This window comes from Labrys sp. F242, from assembly GCF_057813875.1.
In genome coordinates, this window is the sequence record NZ_JBVASG010000007.1 from 146627 (window position 1) to 172494 (window position 25868).

27 protein-coding genes and 3 pseudogenes are annotated in these 25868 nt (G+C 61.3%); 17 read left to right on the forward strand and 13 right to left on the reverse strand.

From position 1 onward, the window contains the following. Window positions 1-34 precede the first annotated feature (34 nt). A complete protein-coding gene (locus ACZYTC_RS30825; RefSeq protein ID WP_434960315.1) occupies window positions 35-958 on the reverse strand; it encodes a universal stress protein in 924 nt (307 codons plus the stop codon). Between the two features lie 14 nt (window positions 959-972). Here ACZYTC_RS30825 and ACZYTC_RS30830 point away from each other — a divergent pair, with 14 nt between their 5' ends. Continuing rightward, entirely contained in the window at window positions 973-1458 is a 486-nt protein-coding gene (locus ACZYTC_RS30830; protein WP_488991356.1) for an NUDIX hydrolase, read from the forward strand. A gap of 46 nt (window positions 1459-1504) precedes the next feature. On the opposite strand, the gene ACZYTC_RS30835 is transcribed toward ACZYTC_RS30830, so the two are convergent. The 5 genes and pseudogenes from ACZYTC_RS30835 to ACZYTC_RS30855 form a co-directional block, all read right to left on the reverse strand. Next, window positions 1505-3352: a heavy metal translocating P-type ATPase gene (locus ACZYTC_RS30835; protein WP_488991357.1), complete on the reverse strand. Its 1848-nt coding sequence runs from the start codon at window positions 3350-3352 to the stop codon at window positions 1505-1507. Window positions 3353-3565: 213 nt separating this feature from the next. After that, a complete protein-coding gene (locus ACZYTC_RS30840; RefSeq protein WP_488991358.1) occupies window positions 3566-4462 on the reverse strand; it encodes a universal stress protein in 897 nt (298 codons plus the stop codon). Window positions 4463-4700: 238 nt separating this feature from the next. After that, window positions 4701-5395, reverse strand: a pseudogene (locus ACZYTC_RS30845) (HAD family hydrolase); the annotation flags it as partial. 77 nt (window positions 5396-5472) lie between these two features. After that, window positions 5473-6723: an acetate/propionate family kinase gene (locus ACZYTC_RS30850; RefSeq protein WP_488991359.1), complete on the reverse strand. Its 1251-nt coding sequence runs from the start codon at window positions 6721-6723 to the stop codon at window positions 5473-5475. After that, window positions 6720-8123, reverse strand: coding sequence for a bifunctional enoyl-CoA hydratase/phosphate acetyltransferase (locus tag ACZYTC_RS30855; RefSeq protein WP_488991360.1), 1404 nt, complete (start codon window positions 8121-8123; stop codon window positions 6720-6722). The genes ACZYTC_RS30850 and ACZYTC_RS30855 overlap by 4 nt, the downstream gene beginning before the upstream one ends. Window positions 8124-8332: 209 nt before the next feature. Here ACZYTC_RS30855 and ACZYTC_RS30860 point away from each other — a divergent pair, with 209 nt between their 5' ends. The 3 genes from ACZYTC_RS30860 to ACZYTC_RS30870 all read left to right on the forward strand — a co-directional run bounded on the left by ACZYTC_RS30860 (window position 8333) and on the right by ACZYTC_RS30870 (window position 10190). Further along, a complete protein-coding gene (locus tag ACZYTC_RS30860; RefSeq protein ID WP_454817305.1) occupies window positions 8333-9190 on the forward strand; it encodes a universal stress protein in 858 nt (285 codons plus the stop codon). A 155-nt stretch (window positions 9191-9345) separates the two neighbouring features. Further along, window positions 9346-9753 carry a YeeE/YedE family protein gene (locus tag ACZYTC_RS30865; protein ID WP_434960322.1) on the forward strand — a complete coding sequence of 136 codons (408 nt, stop codon included), beginning with the start codon at window positions 9346-9348 and terminating at the stop codon, window positions 9751-9753. Then, window positions 9750-10190 carry a DUF6691 family protein gene (locus ACZYTC_RS30870; RefSeq protein WP_434960323.1) on the forward strand — a complete coding sequence of 147 codons (441 nt, stop codon included), beginning with the start codon at window positions 9750-9752 and terminating at the stop codon, window positions 10188-10190. The genes ACZYTC_RS30865 and ACZYTC_RS30870 overlap by 4 nt, the downstream gene beginning before the upstream one ends. A 53-nt stretch (window positions 10191-10243) precedes the next feature. On the opposite strand, the gene ACZYTC_RS30875 is transcribed toward ACZYTC_RS30870, so the two are convergent. Together ACZYTC_RS30875 and ACZYTC_RS30880 are read right to left on the reverse strand one after the other, a co-directional pair. Beyond that, complete coding sequence (locus ACZYTC_RS30875) at window positions 10244-10510, reverse strand: ChaB family protein (RefSeq protein WP_488991361.1); 267 nt, start codon at window positions 10508-10510, stop codon at window positions 10244-10246. Window positions 10511-10539: 29 nt separating this feature from the next. Further along, window positions 10540-10662, reverse strand: a complete 123-nt coding sequence (locus ACZYTC_RS30880) for a hypothetical protein (RefSeq protein WP_434960325.1) — start codon at window positions 10660-10662, stop codon at window positions 10540-10542. Window positions 10663-10712: 50 nt separating this feature from the next. On the opposite strand from ACZYTC_RS30880, the gene ACZYTC_RS30885 reads away from it, so the two are divergent. After that, window positions 10713-10910, forward strand: coding sequence for a hypothetical protein (locus ACZYTC_RS30885; RefSeq protein ID WP_434960326.1), 198 nt, complete (start codon window positions 10713-10715; stop codon window positions 10908-10910). A 41-nt stretch (window positions 10911-10951) separates the two neighbouring features. Here the strand turns inward: ACZYTC_RS30885 and ACZYTC_RS30890 are convergent, their stop codons facing one another. Then, on the reverse strand, window positions 10952-11845 hold the full coding sequence (locus ACZYTC_RS30890; RefSeq protein WP_488991362.1) for an ATP-binding cassette domain-containing protein: 894 nt from the start codon (window positions 11843-11845) through the stop codon (window positions 10952-10954). 65 nt (window positions 11846-11910) lie between these two features. Here ACZYTC_RS30890 and ACZYTC_RS30895 point away from each other — a divergent pair. Beyond that, window positions 11911-12074 (forward strand): annotated as a pseudogene (locus tag ACZYTC_RS30895) (IS6 family transposase); the annotation flags it as partial. A 374-nt stretch (window positions 12075-12448) separates the two neighbouring features. On the opposite strand, the gene ACZYTC_RS30900 reads toward ACZYTC_RS30895, so the two are convergent. Then, window positions 12449-13147: a GntR family transcriptional regulator gene (locus ACZYTC_RS30900; RefSeq protein ID WP_434960328.1), complete on the reverse strand. Its 699-nt coding sequence runs from the start codon at window positions 13145-13147 to the stop codon at window positions 12449-12451. Window positions 13148-13241: 94 nt separating this feature from the next. Here ACZYTC_RS30900 and ACZYTC_RS30905 point away from each other — a divergent pair, with 94 nt between their 5' ends. The 10 genes and pseudogenes from ACZYTC_RS30905 to ACZYTC_RS30950 all read left to right on the forward strand — a co-directional run bounded on the left by ACZYTC_RS30905 (window position 13242) and on the right by ACZYTC_RS30950 (window position 22422). After that, window positions 13242-13844: an amino acid synthesis family protein gene (locus tag ACZYTC_RS30905; RefSeq protein ID WP_488991363.1), complete on the forward strand. Its 603-nt coding sequence runs from the start codon at window positions 13242-13244 to the stop codon at window positions 13842-13844. 15 nt (window positions 13845-13859) lie between these two features. Further along, window positions 13860-14705 (forward strand): alpha/beta fold hydrolase, encoded by an 846-nt coding sequence (locus tag ACZYTC_RS30910; RefSeq protein WP_488991364.1) that lies wholly within the window; start codon window positions 13860-13862, stop codon window positions 14703-14705. Beyond that, window positions 14702-15637 (forward strand): flavin reductase family protein, encoded by a 936-nt coding sequence (locus tag ACZYTC_RS30915; protein ID WP_488991365.1) that lies wholly within the window; start codon window positions 14702-14704, stop codon window positions 15635-15637. Before ACZYTC_RS30910 ends, ACZYTC_RS30915 begins: the two co-directional genes overlap by 4 nt. After that, entirely contained in the window at window positions 15634-16671 is a 1038-nt protein-coding gene (locus ACZYTC_RS30920; protein WP_434960332.1) for an LLM class flavin-dependent oxidoreductase, read from the forward strand. The genes ACZYTC_RS30915 and ACZYTC_RS30920 overlap by 4 nt, the downstream gene beginning before the upstream one ends. A 4-nt stretch (window positions 16672-16675) precedes the next feature. Continuing rightward, on the forward strand, window positions 16676-18139 hold the full coding sequence (locus ACZYTC_RS30925; RefSeq protein ID WP_488991366.1) for an aldehyde dehydrogenase: 1464 nt from the start codon (window positions 16676-16678) through the stop codon (window positions 18137-18139). Window positions 18140-18143: 4 nt separating this feature from the next. Further along, window positions 18144-18494 (forward strand): NIPSNAP family protein, encoded by a 351-nt coding sequence (locus ACZYTC_RS30930; protein WP_434960334.1) that lies wholly within the window; start codon window positions 18144-18146, stop codon window positions 18492-18494. 18 nt (window positions 18495-18512) lie between these two features. After that, window positions 18513-19523: an ABC transporter substrate-binding protein gene (locus ACZYTC_RS30935; protein WP_441773528.1), complete on the forward strand. Its 1011-nt coding sequence runs from the start codon at window positions 18513-18515 to the stop codon at window positions 19521-19523. Between the two features lie 232 nt (window positions 19524-19755). Next, window positions 19756-20547: pseudogene (locus ACZYTC_RS30940) on the forward strand (ABC transporter permease); the annotation flags it as partial. A 1-nt stretch (window position 20548) separates the two neighbouring features. Further along, entirely contained in the window at window positions 20549-21349 is an 801-nt protein-coding gene (locus ACZYTC_RS30945; protein WP_454817329.1) for an ABC transporter permease, read from the forward strand. Continuing rightward, on the forward strand, window positions 21346-22422 hold the full coding sequence (locus ACZYTC_RS30950; RefSeq protein WP_488991367.1) for an ABC transporter ATP-binding protein: 1077 nt from the start codon (window positions 21346-21348) through the stop codon (window positions 22420-22422). Before ACZYTC_RS30945 ends, ACZYTC_RS30950 begins: the two co-directional genes overlap by 4 nt. A gap of 59 nt (window positions 22423-22481) precedes the next feature. Here the strand turns inward: ACZYTC_RS30950 and ACZYTC_RS30955 are convergent, their stop codons facing one another. Next, window positions 22482-22700 (reverse strand): FCD domain-containing protein, encoded by a 219-nt coding sequence (locus ACZYTC_RS30955; protein WP_488991368.1) that lies wholly within the window; start codon window positions 22698-22700, stop codon window positions 22482-22484. 56 nt (window positions 22701-22756) lie between these two features. Between ACZYTC_RS30955 and ACZYTC_RS30960 the strand changes: the two genes are divergently transcribed. Beyond that, the gene (locus tag ACZYTC_RS30960; RefSeq protein ID WP_488991369.1) at window positions 22757-23335 is read left to right on the forward strand and encodes a GMC family oxidoreductase; all 579 of its coding nucleotides are present in this window, start codon (window positions 22757-22759) and stop codon (window positions 23333-23335) included. A gap of 314 nt (window positions 23336-23649) precedes the next feature. Here the strand turns inward: ACZYTC_RS30960 and ACZYTC_RS30965 are convergent, their stop codons facing one another. Beyond that, entirely contained in the window at window positions 23650-24966 is a 1317-nt protein-coding gene (locus ACZYTC_RS30965) for a PQQ-dependent sugar dehydrogenase (RefSeq protein ID WP_441773532.1), read from the reverse strand. Between the two features lie 400 nt (window positions 24967-25366). Then, window positions 25367-25726: a helix-turn-helix domain-containing protein gene (locus ACZYTC_RS30970; RefSeq protein ID WP_488991370.1), complete on the reverse strand. Its 360-nt coding sequence runs from the start codon at window positions 25724-25726 to the stop codon at window positions 25367-25369. Window positions 25727-25868 lie beyond the last annotated feature (142 nt).

The window sequence follows — 25868 nt, forward strand, 5'->3', positions numbered from 1 at the left end:
CTTTCCCGAAAGTGGTGCAATCCGGATCCGCCCGCTAATGGCTCAGCAGGCAGCATTTGGATGAATAATGCAGGAGATCGCGGGTGACGCCACCAAACATCCATTCCCTGGCCCGTGCGTGGCCGTAGCCTCCGGAAACGATCAAGTCGGCATGCTGCTGCTCGGCATGGACCAGAAGGGTCTCGCAAACCGTGCCGTCGATCGTTTCAAGGACCTCGGCATGGGTTTCGACGTCGTGCAGCCGGAGAAACTCCGCAACGGCATCGACACGCCTCGCGGCGTTGTCCCTGCCGCCTTCTTCGACGATCTCGACGATGCTGACGCGCGAGGCTTCCTTCAGAAACGGAAGTGCGTCAATCACGGCCCTGCGGGCTTCGCGGGTGTTACTCCAGGCCACGAGGACGTGGTCCGCTGCCAATTGTGACAGGCTGGGTGGCACGATCAGAACCGGCCTGCCGCAACGCAGCACAACTTCTGCCGGATCCAGCGCCAAGTGCGGCTGGTTGACAGGGCTGCGGCCGCGCTGTCCAACGATGAGGAGATCGGCCCTGGCGCTTTCATGGTACAGCGCATCAGCCGGAAATTGCATGCTGGTTTTCCATTCCAGGTCACCACGATTGGAGACCGCCGCACTGCGGAACCGAGGCTCCAGGTCCTCGTCGCCATACCAGGGCAGGACCGGGCGGCTATGGGCTGCATCGTGGCCGAGAAAAACCGGCTTCACACGCTCCCTTGCCGCGGTATCGATCGCGGGCACACAGCCGATACCGATGAGCTTGGCGTTGAAGCGTGAGGCCACCAATCCCGCGAGCTTGATCCTTTCGTCGCTTTCCTTGTTGTCCTGCACATGGACCAGCATGCTGGTATAGGTCATGTTTTCGCTCCGCCTGCGGGATGAAAAAATCATCGTCTCTGAAGGAGTAGCGGATCCCGGGAAGACGTCCTTGATCTTGCGCAAAGGAATTGTGACCGATGGCGAAGATGAGTGCAGGGATCTTGCTTTATCGGCTGAAGAACCTCGACGTCGAGGTTCTCCTCGTTCACCCCGGAGGGCCATTCTGGGCGAAACGAGACGAGCAGGCCTGGTCGATCCCCAAGGGAGAGTACGGTGCTGACGAGGATGCTTATGGCGCCGCCTTGCGCGAGTTTGAGGAAGAACTCGGGACGCCGTGTCCCGATACCGGGACGATTGATCTGGGTGAAATCCTTCAACCTGGCGGCAAACAGGTATCTGCCTGGGCGGTGGCGGGCGATTTTGACCCCGGCCAACTGCGCAGCAATATGTTCGAGATGGAGTGGCCGCCTCGTAGCCGGCGCATCGTGCAGTTTCCCGAGGCGGATAAGGCACAATGGTTCGTGATGGCGCAAGCGCATCGCAAGATACTGCCTGCTCAGCGCTCCTTCCTCGAGCGACTGGCTGAGCATCTTGAGCCTGACCTCCGTTTTACGCCGGCGTGATCTTGCCTTCAGGTCGATATCTCAGACGATGGATCGTCGGCTCGCCTCATGCCGCAGACAAGTCGGCCACGGGCGCGTTAGCGGATCGCAATGCCGGTCCCAAAGCCCGCAAGGCGTTGAGCACGACGGCAAGGTCGATCGCCTCCTGGAGCAATGCTCCAGCCACAGGGTCCAGATAACCCAAGGCGGCGCTCAGCATGCCGACCAGCGAGAGGCCCATGCCGATGAGTACGCTCTGCAGGGCAATCCGACGGGTTCGGCGGGCGATGGCAACAGCTTCTGCGACACGTTCGAGCTTATCGACCAGCACCACGACGTCGGCCGCTTGGGAAGCGGCCACTGCACCTCGTGCCCCGAGCGCGGCGCCAACGTCAGCGAATGCGAGGGCGGGTGCGTCATTGATGCCATCTCCGATCATCATGGTGGGCGCAAGGCACTTTTCCGCTTTCACGGCGGCCACCTTGTCTTCGGGCGTTGCATCCGCAATGACATGGTCCAGGCCAAGCGATCGCGCTATGGGCCGAGCAATGTCGATGCGGTCACCGGTCAGCAGGACGATGCGCTCGATCCCATTGGTACGGAATGCACCGAGGGTTGAATGCGCATCCGGGCGTAGCTCGTCTTTGAACAGAACACGGCCGACATAACGTCCATCCGAGGAGATGCAGAGGGCAGCGTGGCCTAGTGGTATCGAGGAGGCCTTTTCCGCGCCAGCGCCAGGCAAGACGAAGTCCTGACGCCCGATCCTGATGCGCGCCCCCTCGACAAGTCCTTCCACGCCGTCTCCCGCGCTTTCATGGGCCTCACCCGGCGGAATGAGGTTGATATTGCGCCGGCGCGCTTCCTCGACCAGGGCCTGCGACATGACGTGATGGGACGCCTGACCGACCGAACCGGCAAGGCGCAGGAGTTGCTCGGCGCTCACAGATGGCTTGGGCTCGATCACGGCGATCGACGGATAGCCGCGAGTCAACGTCCCCGTCTTGTCGAGCAATACCGTGCGGATCCTGGCCAACGCCTCGAGCGTGCCGGCAGTCTTGACCATCACACCGCGCCCGGCGCAGCGCGACATGCCAGCGACGAGGGCGACAGGTACGGCGAGGATGAGGGGACAGGGGGTGGCAACCACAAGGACCGCGAGCGCGCGATGCGGGGAGGCCCAGATCCACCAGGCCATCCCGGCCATCCCCAGGGTCAGCATCAGGAAGCCGATGGCGTAGCGATCGGCCATGCGCGCCATTGGGGCCTTGGATTGACGAGCGCCTTCCACCAGGCGAAGGATCGCGGCGTATGTGCTTTCTCGTGCCGGCCTGGAAACCCGCATATCGAAGGCGGACCCTGCGTTCACGACGCCGCTCGCAAGTGCATCGCCTGCAGGTCTTCGCACAGGCATGGGTTCCCCGGTCAGGGCCGATTCGTCCAAGGTTGCATCTGGCCCGATTAGTAGGCCATCGGCGGGCAGGACATCGCCGGGGCGCACCAAGATGCGATCGCCAGGCGATAGTGACTCGATCGGCACCGTCAGGAGCTTGCCACTTTGATAGCGTTGAGCGCTGCGAGCGACGCGACTGAGCAGGGCCGTCATCGCGGAACTGGCTCGGCCCTGCGCGAATTGCTCCAAGGCCTGGCCTCCGGCAAACATCAGGGCGATGACGACGCCGGCGAGGGCTTCATCGCCCGCGATGGCTCCCGCCATTGCCAAAGCCGCAATGATGTCCAGGCCGATCTTGCCCTGCGCCAGTCCACGCAAGATCGTGACTATGAGGACGACGAGGACCGGCGCCGTACCCCCAAGCCATAGAAGCCGAGCGATCTGCGATTGCCCCAGTGCGACAGCGAGCAATCCTGCCAGCAGCGCAATAGCGGGAATCGTGGCGAGCGCTGCCGAAGCCATCCGCGACGGACCGGGCGATGTTGGATGGTGAGACACATTCTTCGCAATCGCTTCGTGTCGGTCTTTTACGGATAGTTCGCGAGCCATGAGATCGCCTTCAGATGAACAAGGATCGAGGTTCGGTACGGCACCATCAATTTGGCCCAAGGCAGACGCTCATATGTTCCCGACCGCGCTGTGGTGCGCGGAGGTTTCGGTTTTCGACAGCCTCGATCAATGGGCCATCAGGAGCGGAACATCGGTCTTCTCGATGAGCTCAACCGTCGTACCGCCCATGATCCATTCCCTCACGCGCGAATGCCCGTAGGCGCCTGCAACGATCAGATCTGCGGAGATGCGATGCGCCTCCTGCAGGAGCGTGGTCGTTACGTCCTGGGCGAGAGGAAAGGCTTCAACGACCGTTTCCACGCCGTGCCGAGCCAGGTAAGTCGCAATATCCGCCAGATCCACGTCCTCGTTGAGGTTCTCTACCTGCTCGTCCTCCTTGACCGTCACAACCTTGGCAAGGGTCGCCAGCTTGAGGAGCGGCAGCGCCTCCGCCACGGCTCTCCCGGCCTCCTTGGTGTCGGTCCAGCCAATGAGCACGGTCTGGATCGGCTGCCTGGGCTGTTGTTCAGGAGGCACCAGATAGACGCTCCGGCCGCTTTCGAACAGTGTGGCCTCGATCATCCGTCTCCAATCGGTTCCCGCTTCATCTTTGCGAGGGCAACTGCCGATGAACAGATCGGAGGTTCTGACCTGTGTTGCCACAAGGGAGGATAACCACCCTGCGGCATCCTCGATGCGTCGAATTTCGTTGGTGATGGACAGGCGCTGGAAACGCAGTTGCAATTGTTCGATCGCAGCAGTGGCACGTTGCTGGATTTGATCCACCATATCCATGCTGGCCGCGGTGCCCATGTCACCGGTGTAAATCGAAATATCGGGTAGGAGGCAGGTAAAAAGGCCGGTGAGATGGCTTCCAAAACTGGCCGCCAGCATCTCGCCGTGGGAAATCCGAGCCTCGTCTTGGGGACTGCCATCGAGGTGAACGGTGATGTTCTTGTAACTGTCCGGGTGAACCGAAGCCGTAACATCCAGTGGCTGGGTCGAGGAAATGTCGGCTTTCATGGAGTCCTCCTGATTGCGGGAGACCGCGCCCTCGGCGTGTCTTGATCGGAATGGTGGCAGACTTGCTTTTTCGAGCTTCCATGGCGTTGATCTGGCTCAAGGGAAGCATGCGGCGGGCAAGTATCGCGCTCTCGGCATCGGCCTATCGGCAGCCGTCACCTGGGAACCTGCCAGGCTTGCGCTGGATCAAAGCCGAGTTCGTGTTCCAGGCCTAGAAAGGCAAGTGCATCACTGTCGAGGCAGGGGAATCGTTTATGCCGTCGCCGAGATAGCCGACGATAGCGCGCGAATTTTGCAACGCCTTGATGATGCGGGATTTTTGATCAGGTGTTAGCCTCGCAAATGCATCGACAGAGCGGACCTGTACAGCGAGAGCCTGATCGTCAAGTTTGGCGATATCGGTCCCCGACAGGACTGCCTCTCCCTTGAGGCCGACCAGAGCGGCCAATCTGCGCATGACGAGGGGATCGTCTCCCGACAGTATCTTCAGTTGCACGCCGATCTTCGCCAGATGGGCGATGGCAGGGCCGGCTGTCGGCTTGGGAGAATCTGCGAAAGCACAAAATCCTTCCAGGGTCAGGCCCTTTTCGTCCTCCTCTGTGACCTCCTGCCTTGGTACGGACCATGGGCGCGTCGCCACGGCGATGCTGCGCAAGCCCTCTTGGGCCATACTGTGCAGGATCTCCAGTGCTCTCCTCCGCTCTTCAGGCGGCAGGGGTATGATCTGGAGCCCCGTCGTTCTTATGCGAGCACAAATCCAGGACAGCCTCGGTCACCACCTAGATCCGCCGCGACCGCCGCCAGAGTGGCTGGCCGCCCCGTCTGCAGGCCGTGGACGTCGATACTGCTGGCGAGGGTGATCTGGGCCGAGGTGAGGGTGCCGGTCTTGTCGGTGCACAGCACGGTCATGGCACCGAGATCATGAATGGTCGCGTCCAGAACGCGGCATCGTCTGTGGCGTCAACGCGCGTCGGCTCGGGTGATGCCGTCGATGCCATGGTGCCGCTCCATCAGGGATAGGTGCGCCCATCGGCGAGTGCGGTTGCGGTTTCCCCCGCCGCAAGATCGGGAGCGTCTGCCCGCTCTGCTTGGACAAGAAGGCTCAGCACCTCGTCGGCGATGACCTGTTCCTCACTGGTCGCGACGACCAGGGCGCATATTTCGCTGGTGTCGGCGCTGATCCGCCTTGCGTTCCGGTCGTTGGCCTGCCGGTCGAGATCGAGGCCAAGCCAGGCCAGGTGGGCACACACCTTCTCGCGGATCAGAGGCTGGTTCTCGCCGATACCGGCCGTAAAGACCAGGGCGTCCAGCCCGCTGACAGTGGTCGCCAGCGCACAGATCTCCCGGGCGATGCGTAAGCAGAAATGATCGATGGCCTCGGCTGCCTCGACCGCGTCGCTGGCGAGGAGGTCACGCGTGTCAGCGCTCAAGCCCGAAAGCCCAAGCAGGCCGGAACGGTGGTAGAGCAAGTCCTCCAGGGCCTCCAGCGAGTAACCACCTTGCTTCAGCAGGTGCAGGGGAACGCCAGCATCCAGGGCTCCGCATCGGGTGGCCATGGGAATGCCATCCAAGGTGGAGAAACCCATCGAAGTGTCGCGGCTGATGCCATTGGCGAGCGCACACAGGCTTGCACCACTTCCCAGATGAGCGACCACCACACGGCCCGCGGCCAGGCGCGGAGCAATCTCTTTCAATTTGCCGGCTATAAACTTGTAAGACAGCCCGTGGAAACCATAGCGCTTGATCCCCTGGTCGAAGAGATCACGCGGCAACGCGAAACGTCGAACGATGTCGGCCTGCGTGTGATGGAAAGCCGTATCGAAGGAAGCCATCTGCGGCAGATTGGGGCGCAGATGCCGGATGGCCCGGATCAGCCGTACACTTTGGGGCTGATGTAGAGGCGCCAGGGGCACCAATCCCTCGACGGCGTTCAACGTGACATCGTCGACAAATGTCGGCCCTGCGAAGGTATCGCCGCCATGGACGACCCGATGACCGACGGCTGTCAGGCCCGAAAGGGAAAAATGCTTGGCCAGGACATCGAATGTCTCATCGATGACGTCGTGAAAATCATCACTGTCCCTAGCTTTGAGGGGGATGTCCACGGCCTGGGGGCCTTCCACGATATGGAGACCGAGAGGCTTGCGTCGAAGATCGATGACGCCCATGCCGAGCCGTTCGGCCGCGTTGCCCTTGCGCATGAACAGGCCGAGCTTGATCGTGGACGAACCAGGATTGCAAGTGAGGATAATGCTGGTCATCGAGAAGACCTTCCTTTGGCCACAAGCTTGGCGAATGCGATCGAAGCAAGGCGGACCCCTAGCGAGTCCGATCTGCTGGTGAGGATGATGGGCACCCGTGCACCGAGAACGAGGCCCGCTGCGTCCGCTCCTCCCAGGTAAATGAGTTGCTTGGCCAGCATGTTCCCGGCCTCGAGATCCGGAGCAACCAAAATATCCGCCTGGCCGGCGACCGGCGAGACGATGCCCTTCATGTGGGCAGCAACCAGATCGACGGCATTGTCAAAGGCAAGCGGGCCATCGAGTTTGGCCCCGGTGATCTGGCCTCGTATGGCCATGACACTCAGTGCTGCCGCATCCAGCGTCGCGGGCATGGCGGAATTCACCGTCTCGACGGCGGCGAGAATCGCGACCTTGGGTTCGGCAATGCCGAGCGTGTGCAGCAGGTCGATGGCATTCTGGCAGATGTCACGCTTGTGCTCGAGGGTAGGAGCGATGTTGATCGCCGCGTCGGTGACGACGATTGGCTTCGGATAGGCTGGCACGTCCAGGACATAGGCATGGCTGATTCGCCTTTGTGTGCGGAGGCCGGAGCGTTGGGAAACCACTGCGCCGAGGAGTTCGTCTGTATGGAGGCTGCCCTTCATCAGGGCGGCCGCCTCGCCGCTGGCCGCCAGAGCGACGGCCCGTTCGGCGGCAGCATGGCTGTGTTCGGTCGCCTCGATCCGCACACCGTCCACACTCAAACCAGCCAGGTCGGCAAGAGCCCTGATCTTGGATTCGGGTCCAACCAGGATGGGATCGATCAATCCTTCATTGCGCGCCTCAAGCGCGGCCTGGATGGCTTCTGGTTGGCACGGATGGACCACGGCCGTGACGAGAGGTGGCAGGGCGCGCGCTTCACGCAGAAAGGGGTCGAAGCGATGCTGACGCTGGATCGGTACGGACGGCAGCACCATCGGGGCAAGCGTGACCTTTTCCCTCGGCGCGATGACGGTTGCCAAGCCGGTGAGCACCTCTCGCCCGACTTGATCGACGCAGCGTGTCGCCAGCCTGACGGCGCAGTTTTCGGGGTTCTTGTCACAGACCGTCACGGTCGCCGTTACCGTGTCACCAACCGAGACGGGGTGACGGAACTCGGTTTGCTGGCTGAGATAGATCGTTCCCGGGCCTGGCAATTGCGTGCCCAGGAGCGTGGAGATCAATCCCGTCGTCCACATGCCATGCGTGCCGACATGGCCGAAGACGCAGCGGGCCGCATATGTAGGCTCGGGATGCATTGGGTCGAGGTCGCCAGATGCCGTGGCGAAGAGCCTGATGTCGTCATCGCGGAGTGTCCGTTTCAGGCTTGCGGCATCTCCGATCGCCAACTCGTCGAAGGGGCGATTGACCAGCGTGTGGGGGAAAGTCAGTTCGTCCATGTCTGCTGCGCATAGGTTCCGGTGCATCGGCGAGTAGAGGCCCGAACCTTATGCCAACGAGGTGATGGTCGACCTTGATGCGGATCAAGGGTGAGCATCCGCACCGCAACGCGCACTGTTTTAGCCGCGGGCGTGGCGGAATTTGATTCAGCTCAATGCAGCATCCCATCCGGATCTTAGAAGGAGATGATCACCCAAGGAGATTTGCCGTGCCTCTTCGCTGCATTTTGGTTCCAACCGGCCCAGGCGTGAGGCCCGAGCGCCGCCTCGAGGCTGCGTTGGGGCTGGCCAAGCGCACCCATGCCCATATCAATGCACTCTATGTCAGGCCCGACCTGCAGATCGCGGTGCCCTCGATCCTTCCGGTCGGTGCGGCCGGCATCCTGCCGCAATGCAACGACTCCTGTGAAGCCAAGGCCCTCGCTACAACGGGACAACAGGCTTTCGAGCGCTGGTGCGCCGGTGCTCGGGTTGCGATGCAGCCCAATCAAAGGCTGGATGCCACCTTCGCCTCCTGGAATGAGAAAGGGGGCGATGTTGAAACGCTGGTGGCGCTAAACGGCCGAGTCAGTGATCTCATCATCGTCGACAATCCCGCCAAGGCAGGTCCCTTCGAAGCCGCAGCTTTTGATGCGGCGGTGTTCTCATCGGGGCGGCCGGCGTTGATGCTGGGGGAACGATTGCCGGACAACCTTCTCCGGCATGTCGTCATCGCCTGGAATGGCAGTCTGGAAGGCGCTCGTGTTGTCGGCCAGTCCATTTCGTTGCTGCATGAGGCGGAGCAAATCTCGATCATTACCATCCCCTCCGAACAGGATCGGCAGGCCGGGATCGCGGATCTCGGGGATTATTTGCACTGGCATGGCGTGGTCGTGGAGAATGCGGCGCTGGTGCCTGATTTTACCGGAAGCGATGGCGAGAGGATCCTGGCAGCCTGCCATCACGCCGCGGCGACGCTTCTGGTGATGGGAGCCTATACTCACAGCCGCTTGCGGCAGGCTTTCCTCGGCGGGTTGACCCAGCATGTTCTCGACAAGGCAGACTTGCCCGTCCTCATGGCTCATTGACCAAGTCTCCCCGCCCCGCCCCGCCTTGCATTTGCGCCAGCCACATTGCACATCTGCGCGCGCTCGCTCCATACCGGCATGGAAGCTTTGAAAGAGAATGGAATGAACCTGCATTCGCGGGGCGCTTTACGGCCGGCCCAACCGGGAAGGACGTCATGACTGCCTATTGGAACGCGTTGTTTGGTGGGCTGTTGATCGGTGTTTCAGCCGTGCTCCTGCTCATTGCCAATGGGAGGGTCGCCGGCATCAGTGGGATTGTTGGCCGCCTTCTGGCTGGACAGCGGGTTCTTGACAACGGCGCCTTTGTCCTGGGGCTGGTTCTCGGCCCGCTCGTCTTCGCAGGCTTGAACGGTTCCCTTCCAGCCATGACGATTTCTGCATCATGGCCATGGGTCATGCTTGCAGGCCTTCTGGTCGGTTTTGGTACGCGCATGGGATCGGGGTGTACTTCCGGTCATGGCATTATCGGCCTTGCTCGCTTTTCACGCCGATCGCTTGCCGCGACGGTCATGTTCCTGGCTGCCGGTATATTGACAGCGTCCCTGATGGAGCTGGTGCGATGAACGCGCAGGCTATTCTTAGACTGGCGATCTCGCTTCTGGCCGGCACCCTTTTTGGTTTGGGCCTTTCGATATCGGGAATGATCGATCCTGCCCGCGTGCTTGGGTTTTTGAATATTGCCAGCGGTCATTGGGATCCAAGCCTGGTTTTCGTCCTCGCCGGTGCGGCGATGGTTGCGATTCCTGGTGTCTTCCTTCAGCGCCATTTATCCCGCCCATGTCTGGATGATCGCTTCCATCTTTCTACAAATACGAAGATCGATAGGCCGCTGCTTCTCGGGGCGACGATCTTCGGCGTGGGATGGGGCGTTGCTGGATTTTGTCCTGGACCTGCGGTAGCCGCACTGTCGACGGGGCGGGCGCTAGTCTTCCCATTTGTGGCAGCAATGACGTTGGGGATGCTGCTGCATGATCGTTTCGGTACCAGAACTGGCAACTGATTTGGAAGGCAATCGGAGGGAGATTTTCAGGTCTCGATTTCCATGATGCTGTCCTATGCCTTGGTACGAGCAATCATGAAATAGGCGCTCGAAAGAAGAGGACGGTCATGCGTGCTCGACCCAGTGATCGCCATCCTTGTAATATCTGGTTTTGACGGCGGCCCAGGCGACCCGTCGGCCATCCCTTCGCGCCGGTCTCGCGTGCACCGGCTATAGTTTTCCCATGCGTGATTGAACGCTGCCCGGTAGATTTCCTGCGCATGATAGGGCAACCTCGCACGCAACAGGAGCGGTAGATCTTCAGTCGTGGGATATGGCATGACCGGTTTCCGTAGCGGGAGAAAACGGCTCAGCGCCGGCGCAGGATCCTGTAGACGACAAGGGTAGTCAGGCTGGTTGCGACGAGAAGCGTTATCAACCAGGCCAACGTCCTCAGGTCGGCCGTAAATTGGTCCACGATGACTTCGATCATAATGGCCTCTCCTTTGCTGGGGTTCTGCCTGTCTTGAGGATGGCAACGTCATGGACGACAGCCTGAGTGACTATGGACATCCTGTTCAGCCGACTAAAATACTCTTGATGCCCGCTATAGCGGCCCGGTCCGGACACGATGGTCTTCTTATTTTGATTGGAGCAGGGATGATGACGTTGATCTATCGCAAAGGAACGGGGTTCAAGTGCGGTACTGCAGATGTTTCAAGGTTCACGGGAGAAAAATAGGGGCATGCTCGCGGGAGCTATACGTGTTCGTGCTCGGCCAATCATGCTGGTGCGGTGTGCACCTTCTCCGTCGGTTCAACGGGTGTCCTTGCAAGAATGAGGTGGAGGATCTTCCCGAAGACATGATCGTGGCCTTCACTGCGGCCGATGTGGAGGACACCACTATGTCTTAGATCCTCGTTGAGGATCTGGAGGAAGCGTCGATGCGCCTCTCCCGTTACCGCATCCAGCACTTCGTCCATGATGATCCAGGCTGGCCTGTGCAGCACAAGGCGGGCGAACGCAACCGCTTGCTGCTCGTCTTCATTCAGATCGCGATCCCAACGTTTTGATGTGTCGAGGGCGGGCAAGAGAGACGCCAAGCCAACTTCCTTGAAAGCTGTCTCGTAAGCGTCGGTCTCAAAGAGGTGTATGGGATCGGGGTAGGCGAGGACCTCGCGTAAACTGCCCGGCGGCAGATAAGGGGTGCGCGGCATATACATGATCGCCTCTCCACGCGGGCGGGTTACCGTACCCGATCCCCACCGCCAAAGCCCGGCCAAGGCCCGAAAAAGCGATGTCTTGCCACTGCGTCGCTCTCCGACAATTGCCACCCTCTCGCAGGCCTCGAGGTTGGCGCTTTCCTCCCGCAGTCGCGTGCTTCCACCTGGAAAGAACACGGCGAGACGATCCAGGCGGTAGTGTCCGGAATCTCCTTCCGCCAAGACGATTCGATCGCTCTCGTCGCCTGCCTCGTCATCTTCTGCCGCTGCCCGTCGAAAACTCGAAACCCGTAGCAACGTGGCTCGCCAATCTGCGATCACACTGAAATTATCAACAAACCAGCGTAGCGAGGATTGGACCTGATTGAATGCACCGACTGTAACCATCAGGCCGCCGAACGAGAGAGTTCCGGAAAAATAGGCCGGTGCTGCCACGCCGTTCGGTACGACCAAGGCAATCCAGCCATAGCCCGCCGTAATCCATGTGAGTCTCGTCTGCCCCCAAGCCAGCCTGCGCTATCAAACGCCATGTACATTCCATGCTTGACTTCAAATCAACGACTTACGCCTCGGACATCCTGGATGGATTGAGATGATCCACATGATGCGAAAACGACAGGCAAGATACGCCTATAATCCAGCTCCATCGCTCGCCGATCAATTCGAGATCCTCGCTGCGTGATACGGGGTTAACGAACTGGAATCCCACGTCTCTGCTTCCAGTTTGCAACAGAGCCAGTTCCTCTTACGCGGCTTTGTCGAACCGGCCCGGCCGGATCATCTCGATCGCAAGGCTGCGCTGGCGGCTCAGGATATCCGCAACCTGGTTGCGCGGCCCGATCATTGGCTCAAGACCCTTCCGGGTGAGACCCTTTGCTCCATGTTGAAACGGATTGCCTCCATCGCATCCGGCGGGTCTATCGGATGATACTTGGCCTCATGGACATCGATCAAAGTCGCGAGGACATCGAGGCGACCACCCTCGGGCGTGCCGGTTTCGGCTCCCCTAAGCCGTTCGACTTCGGCGAGCGCATCTTCGTAATCCGCCTCAGAGCACTAGGCTTTCGGTCGCATATCTCCCAAAACCACCTCGGCAATCGTCGCAGCGGCCGAAATGTGCCGTCGACAGGCCGCGGCTCCGGCGTCCGGATCGTTCTTCTCGATGGCGTCGAAGATCTCGCGTATCTGCGCCGGGCCGGTGACCATGCGATTGGCGGTCGAAAGCGTCATCACGCGCAACCTAGAGATGCGGCTGTTCAGACGGCTGACGATATCCCAGGCGATCTTGTGGCCACCGGCTTCGAAGATGATCTTGTAGAACTCGGTCGTCGCGTCGATGATGGCGGCCGGGGAACGCTGCCGCGACGTGCGATCGAGATTGTCCAGTGCCTTCCTTAGCCGCCTCTTCACGTTCGCATCGGCGAGGCGGGCGCAGTCGGCAACGGCCGTCGATTCAACTGCAGCGCGAATGGCATAGATCTGGCGAGCATCGTCCCAATCGAGCCGTGCCACGATCGGCCCCTTGTTGAGGAGCATCGTCACCAGCCCCTCTGCTTCCAGATGGCGAATGACCTCGCGAATGACGGATCGGGAAACGCCGAGCTGGTCGCACAGCGTGCGTTCGACGAGCCGCTCCTCAGGCTCGAAGAGGCCATTGATGATCGCCCGCCGCATCCTGTCGAGGGCGATCTCTCGCAATGTCGCAGGCGGATTCTCGATTCTGAGGGCGGCGAGATTGTCAGCGTTCTTGCTCATGTCTTGGTGTAGCCGCAAAAAATCATCCCGGCAAGGCATTGACACGTGATAATATGGTATACCATAAGATAGCATGATTATGTGAGGACGTGCCATGACTGCTCAGGTCCGCAAGACATTGCTCCATGTCGAAACAACGCTGATCGAGGGGGGCAGGGCTGCCTCCACGCCCTTGAAGCTTTTCGCGGCCATAGCCGTGGTGAAGAACCCCTGGGCGGGCAGGGGTTTCGTCGATGATTTGAAGCCCGAGATCCATGCCGCCGCACCCGTCCTGGGTGAATTGCTGACCAAGATGATCCTTGACGCGGTCGGCTCTGGCGAGGCGGTGGAAGGCTACGGCAAGTCCGCCGTGGTCGGACTGGACGGCGAGATTGAGCATGCCTCCGCCCTGATCCATACGCTGCGCTTCGGCAATCATTATCGTCAGGCGGTTGGTGCCAAATCCTATCTCGCCTTCTGCAACACACGCGGCCCGGCCAATGCTCCCATCATGATCCCGCTGATGGACAAGAATGATGAGGGGCGACGTTCCCACTACCTGACCATTCAAACCGCTATCGCGGATGCTCCTGCCGCCGACGAGATCGTCGTGGCATTGGGCGCCTCCGTTGGCGGGCGCCCCCATCACCGTATCGGTGATCGCTACCAGGATCTGAAGGATCTTGGACAGGATGTCACCAATCCGGCCGGCGTCTGAACGAGCGGGGCCGTCATGCAGACTGAGTCCGCGACGACATCCGCCGATATCGGTCGGGCGCAGGGCGAGACACTCCCGCGCAAGAAGAGTTCGAGGGGCGCCGCCTATTTCGAAGCGGGCAAGGGCGACGTGCTGGTCCTCATCCATGGCGTCGGCATGCGTCTTGAAGCCTGGGCCCCCCAGATCGAGCAATTCTCGAAAACGCACCGTGTCATCGCCGTGGACATGCCCGGGCATGGCGAGAGCGAAAGGCTGCCAGCGGGGAGCGCCATCCCGGATTTTGTCGCCTGGCTTGGCCGATTTCTCGACGATCTGAACCTCAATCGCGCCAGCCTCGCCGGCCATTCCATGGGTGCGATGATTTCGGGGGGCGCCGTTGCCAACTTTCCCAGGCTTATCGCCCGTGTCGCTTGCCTGAACGGTGTCTATCGGCGTGATCCTCAGGCGAAGGCGGCCGTGCTGGCCCGGGCCGAGGCCATCCGTGCGGCAGGCATCGACAAGGAAGGCCCGCTGGCGCGATGGTTCGATGACGAACCTAACAATCGCCAAGCACGCGACCTGACCCGAACCTGGCTCGAACAGGTCGATCCGGAAGGATATGCGGCCGCCTACACCGCCTTTGCCGGCGGAGATGAAGCATATGCCGATTGCTGGCCCTCGGTGGCCTGCCCCGCGCTTTTCCTCACCGCCTCGGGCGATCCCAATTCCACGCCGGAGATGGCAAGGGCGATGGCTGCCGCCGCCCCGAAGGGATGGGCCCGTATCATCGAGGGGCATCGCCACATGGTTAATCTGACGGCGCCCGATGCGGTCAATGCCTCCCTGGCGGAATGGCTGGTGGCAGAGGAGAGGCCGGCATGAACGCGCAAAACTTCGATCCCAAGGCACTGCGGGATGCCTTCGGCGCTTTCGCCACCGGCGTGACCGTGGTGACGACGCACGACGCTGGCGCAAAACCCATTGGCTTCACGGCCAATTCCTTCACGTCCGTTTCGCTCGACCCGCCCCTTTTGCTCGTCTGCCTCGCCAGGAGTTCGCGCAATTACGAGGCGATGACGCGGGCGGCCTCCTTTGCCATCAATATTCTGTCCGAGGTGCAAAAGGATGTGTCCAACACCTTCGCACGGCCGGTCGATGATCGCTTTGCGACAGTGGACTGGCGGGTTGGCGAAAATGGTTGTCCTATCCTGTCCGGGGTATCGGCCTGGTTCGAGTGCGCGATGCACGAGGTGGTCGGGGCCGGAGACCATGTCATCCTCGTCGGGCGAATCCTTGCTTTCGATAATTCCGGCCTGAACGGCCTGGGCTATGCGCGCGGCGGCTACTTCACGCCCAACCTGTCCGCCAGGGCGGTATCGGCTGCGGCCGAGGGCAAGATCGAATTCGCCGCCGTTCTCGAGCGCCAGGGTGAGGTGCTGCTGCTCGGAGACCGGCCGATGATCTTGCCGGCCTGCCTGGGCGGCGATGGCAATCCCACCGAGGTCTTGGCGAACCATCTCGGGAACCTGACGGGGCTGCCCGTTACGATCGGCTTCCTCTATTCGGTCTATGAGGACAAGACGTCGGGCTGCCAGCACATCGTCTACCGTGCCTTTGCCGGCGAGGGCGAGCCACGGACAGGACGGTTCGTCCGCCCGGACGCGATCGGGGCAGGCGAGGTCAAGGACCAGGCCACTTTTGACATCCTCTCGCGCTTTGCCCTGGAAAGCTCCATCGGCAATTTCGGCGTTTATTTCGGGAACGAGACGGCCGGCAAGGTGCATTCCATTCCCATGAAGGGGGCCCGCCCATGAAGTTCTCGCTGTTCGTCCATATGGAGCGTCTGGATGCCGGCCAGACCCACAAGCAGCTCTATGACGAGTTCGTGGCGCTGTGTGAAATCGCCGACAAGGGAGGCATGCACGCCATCTGGACCGGCGAGCATCACGGCATGGATTTCACCATTGCGCCCAACCCCTTCGTCACCATTGCCGATCTGGCACGGCGCACCAGCCATGTCCGCCTCGGCACCGGCACGGTGATCGCGCCGTTCTGGCATCCGATCAAGCTGGCCGGCGAGGCCGCGATGGCGGACCTGATCAGCGATGGGCGTCTGGACCTCGGCATCGCACGCGGCGCCTACTCCTTTGAATATGAACGCCTGCTGCCCGGTCTCGATGCCTGGCAGGCCGGCCAGCGCATGCGCGAACTCATTCCCGCCGTCAGAGGTATCTGGGCTGGGGATTATGCCCATGAGGGCGAGTTCTGGAAATTCCCGGCCACCACCTCCGCGCCCAAACCATTGCAGGATCCGGTACCGGTCTGGGTCGCCGCCCGTGACCCCAACAGCCATGAGTTTGCAGTCGTCAATGGTTGCAATGTGCAGGTCACCCCGCTCTGGAACGGCGATCGGGAGATCGAAAGCCTGATGGAACGCTTCGAGGCGGCCCGTGCCAAGGCGCCCGAGGTCCCCAGGCCGAAGATCATGCTCCTACTGCACACCTATGTCGGCGCGGACGCGGCCGATGTGGCGCAGGCGACCCGGGAACTGAGCGTCTACTACAACTACTTCTTCGCCTGGTTCAAGAATGAGCGGCCGATCCATCAGGGGCTGATCCAGCGGCTGAGCGAGGAGGAGATCGCGGCGAACGCCACGCTCTCGCCCGAAGTCATGCGCGCCAATCTGGCGCTCGGCACGGTCGACGAAATCATCGCCCGCCTCAAGCACTACGAGGCGCTGGGCTATGACGAATATTCGTTCTGGATCGATACCGGCGTGAGTTTCGAGCGCAAGAAGGCTTCGCTCGAACGTTTCATCGCCGACGTCATGCCTGCCTTCAAGGATTGAGGCGATGCAGCGTTTCCAGCTCTACATCGACGGGGCCTTTTGCGATGGCGAGGCTTCCTTCGAAAGTATCGACCCGGCAACGGGCACCGCGTGGGCGTATATGCCCGAAGCGCGCGAGGCCGACGTCGACCGGGCGGTCGAGAGCGCACACAGGGCGCTTTACGAAGGCCCCTGGCCGGCGATGACGGCTACCCAGCGTGGAAAGCTGCTTTACAAGCTGGCCGATCTCGTCGCCGCCAACGCGCCCAGGCTGGCCGAACTCGAGACCCGCGACACCGGCAAGATCATCCGCGAGACCTCCGCCCAGATCGCCTATGTCGCGGAGTATTACCGCTATTATGCCGGCATCGCCGACAAGATAGAGGGCGCCTATCTGCCGATCGACAAGCCGGACATGGAGGTCTGGCTGCGTCGTGAACCGATCGGCGTGGTCGCCATGGTCGTGCCCTGGAACAGCCAGCTCTTCCTATCTGCCGTCAAGGTCGGCCCGGCGCTCGCCGCCGGCTGCACCCTGGTGCTGAAGGCCTCCGAGGACGGGCCGGCACCGCTCCTGGAATTCGCCCGGCTGGTGCATGACGCCGGATTCCCACCGGGGGTCGTCAACATCATCACCGGTTTTGGCCCTTCCTGCGGCGCGACGCTCGGGCGGCACCCCAAGATCGCCCATGTGGCCTTTACCGGAGGGCCGGAAACTGCGCGCCATGTCGTGCGCAACTCCGCCGAGAATCTGGCCTCCACCTCGCTGGAACTGGGCGGCAAGTCGCCCTTCATCGTGTTTGCCGATGCCGATCTTGAAAGCGCGGCCAATGCCCAGGTCGCGGGGATCTTCGCGGCAACCGGCCAGTCCTGCGTGGCCGGCTCGCGCCTGATCGTCGAGAGAAGCGTCAAGGACCGCTTCGTCGCCCTTCTCAAGCGCAAGGCCGAGGCCGTGCGCATCGGCAGCCCGCTCGACATGGCAACCGAGGTCGGGCCCCTCGCCACGGCGCGCCAGCGCCAGCATATCGACGCGCTGGTCGAGCGCTCGTCCGCGATGGGTGCCAGGATCGTTACCGGCGGCCGGGTGCCCGAAGGGGAGGGCTTCTATTATCCTCCCACCATTCTTGATTGTGACGGCGTGGATTCGCCGTCGCTGGCGGAAGAATTCTTCGGGCCGGTTCTTTCCATCGTCTCCTTCGAGACCGAAGCGGAAGCCCTGCGTCTCGCCAATGACACCGTCTATGGGCTGGCGTCGGGCGTGTTCACCCAAAACCTGACGCGTGCCCATCGCCTGATGAAGGGCATTCGGGCCGGCGTCGTCTGGGTCAACACCTACCGCGCCGTTTCGCCGATCGCGCCTTTCGGTGGCTTCGGGCTTTCCGGGCATGGCCGCGAAGGCGGCCTGGCCGCGGCGCTGGACTATACCCGGACAAAGACGGTCTGGCTCCGAACCTCCGACGATCCCATCCCCGATCCCTTCGTGATGCGGTGACACCATGTACTACGAGGTGCGCACATACAGGCTCAGGAACGGTGCCGTGCCCGTTTACCTCAAGGTCGTCGAGGAGGAAGGCATCGCGATCCAGAAGGAGCATCTGGGGCATCTGGTCGGCTATTTCTTCTCCGAGATCGGGCCGATCAACGAAATCATGCATATCTGGGCCTATACGAGCCTCGATGACCGGGAACGGCGCCGGGCCTCGCTCGCCGCCGATCCGCGCTGGCAGGCCTTCCTGCCAAAAATCCGCGACCTCATTGAAATCGCCGAAAACAAGATCATGAAACCGGCTGCCTTCTCCCCTTCGAAGGTGGCCGGTCACCATGGCGCATCCAGACAAGAGCCCTGACAACCGGAGCGTGGGAACATGAAATCGACGTCGATAGTCGCCGCCTGTGCGGTATTGCTGATCATGGCTTCGCCTGCAGCCGCAGCGGACCTGGTCTTCTCAAGCTGGGGTGGAACCACCCAGGATGCCCAGAAGGCGGCATGGGCGGACAAGTTCACGGCCAAGGCCGGGGTCAATGTCGTGCAGGACGGCCCGACCGACTACGGCAAGATCAAGGCCATGGTCGAGGCCAACAGCGTCACCTGGGACGTGGTCGACGTCGAAGGTGACTACGCTGCGCAGGCCGGTCCGAAAGGCTTGCTCGAAAAGCTCGACTTCGGCGTCATCGACAAGTCCAAGCTCGACCCGCGCTTCGTGACCGACTATTCGGTCGGCAGCTTCTATTATTCCTTCGTGATCGGCTGCAATGCCGATGCGGTTGCGACCTGCCCGAAGACCTGGGCGGATCTGTTCGATACGACGAAGTTTCCCGGCAAGCGTACCTTCTACAAATGGTCGGCGCCGGGCGTCATCGAAGCCGCCCTGCTGGCTGACGGCGTGCCCGCGGACAAGCTCTACCCGCTGGACCTCGATCGCGCGTTTAAGAAGCTCGATACCATCAAGGCTGACATCATCTGGTGGTCGGGCGGTGCGCAATCGCAGCAGCTCATCGCATCCGCGGAAGCGCCGTTCGGCAGCGTCTGGAACGGGCGCATGACGGCTCTGGCGAAGACCGGCGTCAAGGTCGAGACTTCCTGGGAGCAGAACATCACGGCAGCGGATTCGCTCGTCGTGCCCAAGGGCACGAAGAACAAGGATGCTGCCATGCAGTTCATCGCCTTCGCTACCTCGGCCCAGGCCCAGGCGGATATGGCTGCTGCGACGGGGTATGCCCCGATCAATCTCGATTCCGCCAAGATCATGGATGCGGAGACGGTCAAGACACTTCCGGATCAGCAGAAGGCTAGCCAGATCAACGCCGATATGGCCTATTGGGCTACCAACCGCGATGCGATCGGCGAGCGCTGGTACGCCTGGCAGGCAAAGTAGATCGCATCGGCCCCGGAGGGGAGGGGCGATCCCTCCCACCTGTCTCCTGTCCAGGGCGTTCGAGGTTCGGTGGAAACCTCGAACATTGACAGGACGGGCTTTGCTCCACGGCACCCATATTCCGACGTAGCTCCATGCGGAAAGGACGGCCATGTCCCAGCAGATACAAGCCAGCGCCGCGGCGCTGGCCGTTTCGCTTCCGGCGCGGCCGCGAGGCTTGGCCTGGATCATGCCGGCCCTTGTCTTCGTCGCCCTTTTCTTCGTCGTGCCCGTAGCCCTATTGCTGCTGCGCAGTGTCCTCGAGCCCGTAGCCGGTTTCGGCAACTACGCCGAACTGCTGGGTTCCTCCACCTATCTGCGGATTTTCCTCAACACGTTCCTGGTGTCGGCGGTGGTGACGATCGTGTCGCTCACCATCGGCTTTCCCGTGGCGTGGGCCTTGGCAATCATGCCCAAGAAGCTCGCCGCCCTCGTCTTTGCGATCCTGTTGCTGTCGATGTGGACGAACCTGCTCGCCCGCACCTATGCCTGGATGGTGCTGTTGCAGCGCACCGGCGTGATCAACAAGCTGCTGATGAGCCTTGGCCTTATCGACAAGCCGCTCGCCCTGGTCAACAATCTCGTCGGCGTGACGATCGGCATGGTCTACATCATGCTGCCTTTCATCGTACTGCCGCTCTACGGCGTGATCCGGAAGATCGATCCGGCAATTCTTCAGGCTGCGGCCCTATGCGGCGCCACGCGCTGGCAATCGCTGACGCGCGTTCTCCTGCCGCTGGCGCTACCGGGCATGGTTGCGGGCGCGCTCATGGTCTTCGTGATGTCGCTCGGCTATTTCGTCACCCCCGCGCTGCTTGGCGGTACGGCCAACATGATGCTGGCGGAACTCATCGCCCAGTTCGTGCAATCGCTGGTCAATTGGGGCATGGGCGGGGCAGCGGCGCTGGTACTCCTCGTCGTCACGCTCGCGCTTTATGCTGTGCAACTGCGGTTCTTCGGCGGCCAGAATCCGGGAGGGCGCTAGCATGCTGCTGAATTTCGAACGCCTGGGCTGGTGGAAATTTGTCCTGCTCGCCATCACCGCCCTGACGGCTGCTTTCCTGCTCCTGCCGATCCTGTTCATCGCGGCCCTGTCGTTCGGCTCGTCGCAATGGCTGATCTTTCCGCCGCCGGGCTGGACGCTGAAATGGTATTCGGATCTGTTCGCCGATCCCCGCTGGCTGCAGTCGGCCTGGACCAGTTTCAAGATCGCGGCCATCGTGACGGTGCTTTCTGTTCTGCTGGGACTCGTCACCTCCTTCGGCCTGGTGCGCGGCCGCTTCTGGTTCCGCGAAGGGCTGAAGGCCCTGTTCCTGACGCCGATGATCCTGCCGGTGGTGGTGCTGGCCGTCGGCCTCTATGCCTTTTTCCTGAAGATCGGGCTGAACGGCACCATGACGGGTTTCGTGATTTCCCATCTGGTGCTCGCGCTGCCCTTCTCCATCCTCTCGATCAGCAGTGCGCTCGAGGGTTTCGACAAGTCGATTGAGGACGCGGCCATCCTGTGCGGAGCGTCGCCGCTCGAGGCGAAGATCAGGATCACATTGCCTTCGATCAGCCACGGCCTGTTTTCGGCCGGCATCTTCTCCTTCCTGACCTCGTGGGACGAGGTGGTGGTGGCGATCTTCATGGCGAGCCCCACTCTGCAGACCTTGCCGGTCAAGGTCTGGGCGACCTTGCGCCAGGATCTGACACCGGTCGTCGCGGCGGCTTCGACATTGCTGATCCTGTTGACCCTGGTCCTCATGGCGCTTGTCGCACTTGTGCGCAAAGGATTGAAATCATGACGCAGCCCTTCCTGCAAATCCAAGGCATCCGCAAGGAATACGGAGCGGTCGTCGCGGTTCAGAACGTCAATCTCGAGGTCGAGAAGGGCGAATTCCTCACCTTTCTCGGTCCCTCCGGCTCGGGCAAGAGCACGACGCTCTACATTCTTGCCGGCTTCGACAACCCGACGGCTGGCGATATCAGGCTGAACGGGACGACCCTGCTGTCCACCCCTTCTCATCGGCGCAATATCGGCATGGTGTTTCAGCGCTACACCCTGTTTCCGCATCTGTCCGTCGGCGAAAACATCGCCTTTCCCCTCAAGGTCCGGCGCAAGCCCAAGGCCGAGGTCGATGCCAAGGTCAAGGAGATGCTGCGGCTGGTCCGGCTGGAGGGCTATGAGGATCGCAAGCCGGCGAACATGTCGGGCGGCCAGCAGCAGCGCGTGGCGCTCGCCAGGGCATTAGCCTACGATCCGCCGGTCCTTCTGATGGACGAACCCCTGTCTGCGCTCGACAAGAAGCTTCGCGAGGAAATCCAGTACGAGATCCGGCGCATCCATCAGCAGACCGGCGTAACGATCCTCTATGTGACACACGATCAGGAGGAGGCACTGCGCCTGTCCGATCGCATTGCCGTCTTTTCCAAGGGCGTGATCGACCAGATCGGAACCGGGCCGGAACTTTACGCCAATCCGGCGACGCGCTTCGTGGCCGAATTCATAGGCGACAGTAATTTCCTGCCCTGCGACGTGCTTTCGACCACCATAGGCCGCGCCGATATTTCGATCTGCGATTCGATGACGGTGTCCGATGTGCCGGTACACGGTTTGGCCTCCACGGGCAGCAAAGCCTCCGTCATGTTGCGTCCGGAGCGCTTGTTCCTGTCGAAGACCCAGCAGGAACGGGGACTGCCCGTCACGGTCAGCGACATCACCTTCCTGGGCAACAACATTCACGTCGTGACCAGGACGGGCAGGGGTGACGAATTGTCCGTGCGGTTGCCGTTCGGCCACGAGGCCATTGCCAGCCTGGGGCGTGGAGACGCCGCGTGGCTGCGGTTCGATGCAGGATCGGCCCACGTCTTCGGTTGACCAATGCTATAGGGTCTAGGTCTTGGCCTTGCGCAACGCTTCGGTGATCTCATCGCGGGCTACATCATCGCCTGCCGGGCAGCCTCGGGCTCGCGCAATCGGATGGCCTTGAAGACGGCCCGGTGCTTCATGATGGCATTCCCATGTGACTCGCTTGCCCGGTTCGTGAGGCGGAAGTTCGCCAGCAGAGCGGCGTGGGATCGGTCGAACAACTTAAGGAGTTCGGGCTTGCTCCCATTCTCGACGAGCCGGGGGTGGGAAAGAACCTGCTCGAACACTCCTCATCAGGCCTGATCTGGCACCTGCCGGCGCGCTCGCGCCTGCCTCGTGCCGGTTGCTGTTCTTCTGGGTCAACAAATTCTATTCGAGCGGTACGGTCGGTCTCGTGAGACAGGCCGAGGGCATGCCCGGCATGCATGTCGACTTTCGAATGATGAGCGATGAGCGTGACCGGGTGCGACTTTCCGATGCCTTCCGCCTGGGCGCGGGCGTCCTGCGCGCGCTGGGGAAGCAAGGGACGCGCACAAGGGTCCCGGCGGCGCGCCTTTCCGATCGCGCGCGGCGCTTCGGCTTTCCGAGCCTGCGCAACACGGCTCTCACCGGCCTGGCCGGCATGCTGCTCGATCTGGGCGGTCCGCTCACGGACACCCTGCTGGAGCGCATGATCGGCGATGAAGTCGCCCTGAATGGTTTCCTCGACGAGGCTGTCACTGGTGTGAAGCATGCTTGCGGAACTTGCCGGATGGGCGCGAACGGGGACCCCCTGGCCATTACGGACGCCCAGGGCCGGGTGAAGGGGCTCGACGGACTGCGTGTTTGCGATGCCTCCCTGTTTCCATCCATTCCCGCTGCCAATATCAATGTCCCCGACATCAATATGCCTTACGAAGAGCTGGAAGAGCGGTTGTTTTGAGTTGTTGCGCGACAACGAGGTTATTGCCCATTGCCGAGGCCCACGATGCATATCGGCACCGGATGCGGTTACCGTTCCGCAGGCAAAGGGTATCCAACCATGCTATTTCCCGGATGGGTCCGCGTACTGGAAAGCTGCAAGGCTTGGCCGTCGAAACTAGTCACTGAACTCGCGCAGCGCTGATGGGGGGCGTCGCCTTAACCGGCGCGAGCCGTCGGTCATGTCTCTCAAATATCGTTCCACTCTGCCCGCTCTAACCGGTTAAGGCGCCGCCACCGGCAAAGCCTCTTCCTCCAGCTCAACCAACCTGGATATCAATTGGTGGGCAACGCAGGCGATACACGCCATACCGTGTTTCCGACATCATCCGCCACCAGCAGAGCGCCTTTGCCATCGATCGCCACGCCCACAGGTCTTCCATAGGCGTTCCCGTGTTCATCCCGAAATCCCGTCAATACGTCTCTGGACGGACCGGAGGGCCTGCCTTTGTGGAAGGGAACGAAGATCACCTTGTAGCCGCTGGGCGGATTGCGGTTCCAGGAACCGTGCTGGCCAATGAAGGCGCCATGCTCGCCAAATGCTAGGCCGAGTGACGCTGTATGCGGTCCCAGCGCGTAATCCGGAGGGATGGCCTTGGCAACCAGGTCTGGCCGCGGCGGCTGCGGCCTCGGGTCGACATGATGCCCATAGTAGGAATACGGCCAGCCATAGAAGGCGCCTCGGCGCACCCGGGTCATATAGTCGGGCACCAGGTCGCTGCCGAGTTCATCGCGCTCGTTAACGGCAGCCCATAGGGCTCCTGTCCTGGGTTCGATGCCCATCCCGACCGGATTACGCAGGCCTGAGGCAAAAATCGTATGGCTCCCGGTCCTCGGATCGACGGCCCAGATCGCCGCGCGGCCGCTTTCGGCAGCCATGCCATTCTCGCCGGCATTGCTGTTGGAGCCGACGGCCACAAAGAGTGTCCTACCGTCCGCGCTGGAAACGACGTTCTTGGTCCAATGGTGGTTGATGGACCCGGCCGGCAAATCCGTGACCTTCACTCCGGCGTCGTTGACGCGTGTCTGTCCGAGCCGAAACGGAAACCGCAACAGCGCATCGCTATCCGCGACATAGAGTCCATCGCCGAGCAGCGCCATGCCAAAAGGCGAGTTGAGGCCGTCCATGAGAATGAAGCGGTCATAGGTCTCGCGTCCGGGATGCCGGCGCAGCAACGAGATACGGTTGGCGCTCTGCGTGACGGCACCGGCCCTCTTCATCACCAGCTTTGTGACCCATCCCTTCAATCCTTTGGAATCCTCCGGTTTTGGTGGCGCATTGGTCTCGGCGACGAGGATGTCGTCATTCGGCAGGACGTAGAGCCAGCGAGGATGCTCCAGCCCCCGGGCAATCGCGGTTATGCTCACTCCCTTGCCAGCGATTGGAGCCGCGCCGGAAGCCCAACCTCTGGCAGGGGCAATCTTGAGTGTCGGCAGGAGTGTGGTTTTCTGCGGCGGCAATTGTGGGGAGGGGCCTGAGCCGGCGGCCACCGACAGGTTTGCGTGATCGGCGCAAGCCGAGAGTGGCAGTGCAACCACGACTGCCCAGACGGCAGACCGCTTCAGGACCGTACTGCGATAGCCTGCGTTCAACGGGACGTATCCCTTCAAGTTGGCGAATTACCAAGAACACGGCAGGCAAGCAGAAAATTCGAGAGCCACCTCTGTAGGTTCGCTTATTCCCACAATCGCACTCAGTCCTGCACCATGATCTTTAGCATGAGGCGTATTACGATCAGCGTCTTCATTTAAGATAACTCTTTCCTGGCACCCCTTCCCTGTCGATGCGGCTTTTAACGTGGAAGAGCAGCGCCTTGCCATGCCGAAGTGACGGATCATGGTCTGGCTGAAGGAGTGCTGCGGGTCAGGGGGGGGCCCCGAATCTTAGAACCTGCTGATCTGGCTGGAAATTCCGATCGGGATGTCAACATGACTGCGCCGGACACTTGCTAAGGGCCAGGAAAAGCTCAAAAAGCAAGAAGATCGGGGTGCGTCAGGAATTTGAATTCCTGTCCAAGTCAAGAAGTTTAGCCACGTTGATCCTGAGAGCCTTGGCGATCTTGATGTAGGTGGTGAGTGGGGCGTCGGTACTTCCACCTTCGATGCTCGCGACCTCTTCAATTGAAATATCCGCGTTGCGAGCGAGATCCTCGACAGTCAAGTTATTCATCTCACGCCAGACCAGAGCAGTACCGATGCGGCTTGTATTTTTATTTATGGAAATAACGGGAGGTAGATTCTTCATAGATCTCTGTACATCAGCTCTCATCCTATAGTAGGGGCTGCATGTGACTGTCATATCTCTACCGTTGGGAATATCGGAACGGCTTGATCCAAGGGTTGTCCTGGCCATGTGAAACTCCGCTCGCTCCCCTGATGGTCTCTGTGCATTCTTTTCTTGAGCAGGCCGTGTGTCGCATTATCGAATTAGAAAATGCCGCGCTTCTGAAGGTCACGCATGACGCTGGCCTTGTCGCAATCATCAAGACTTTGGC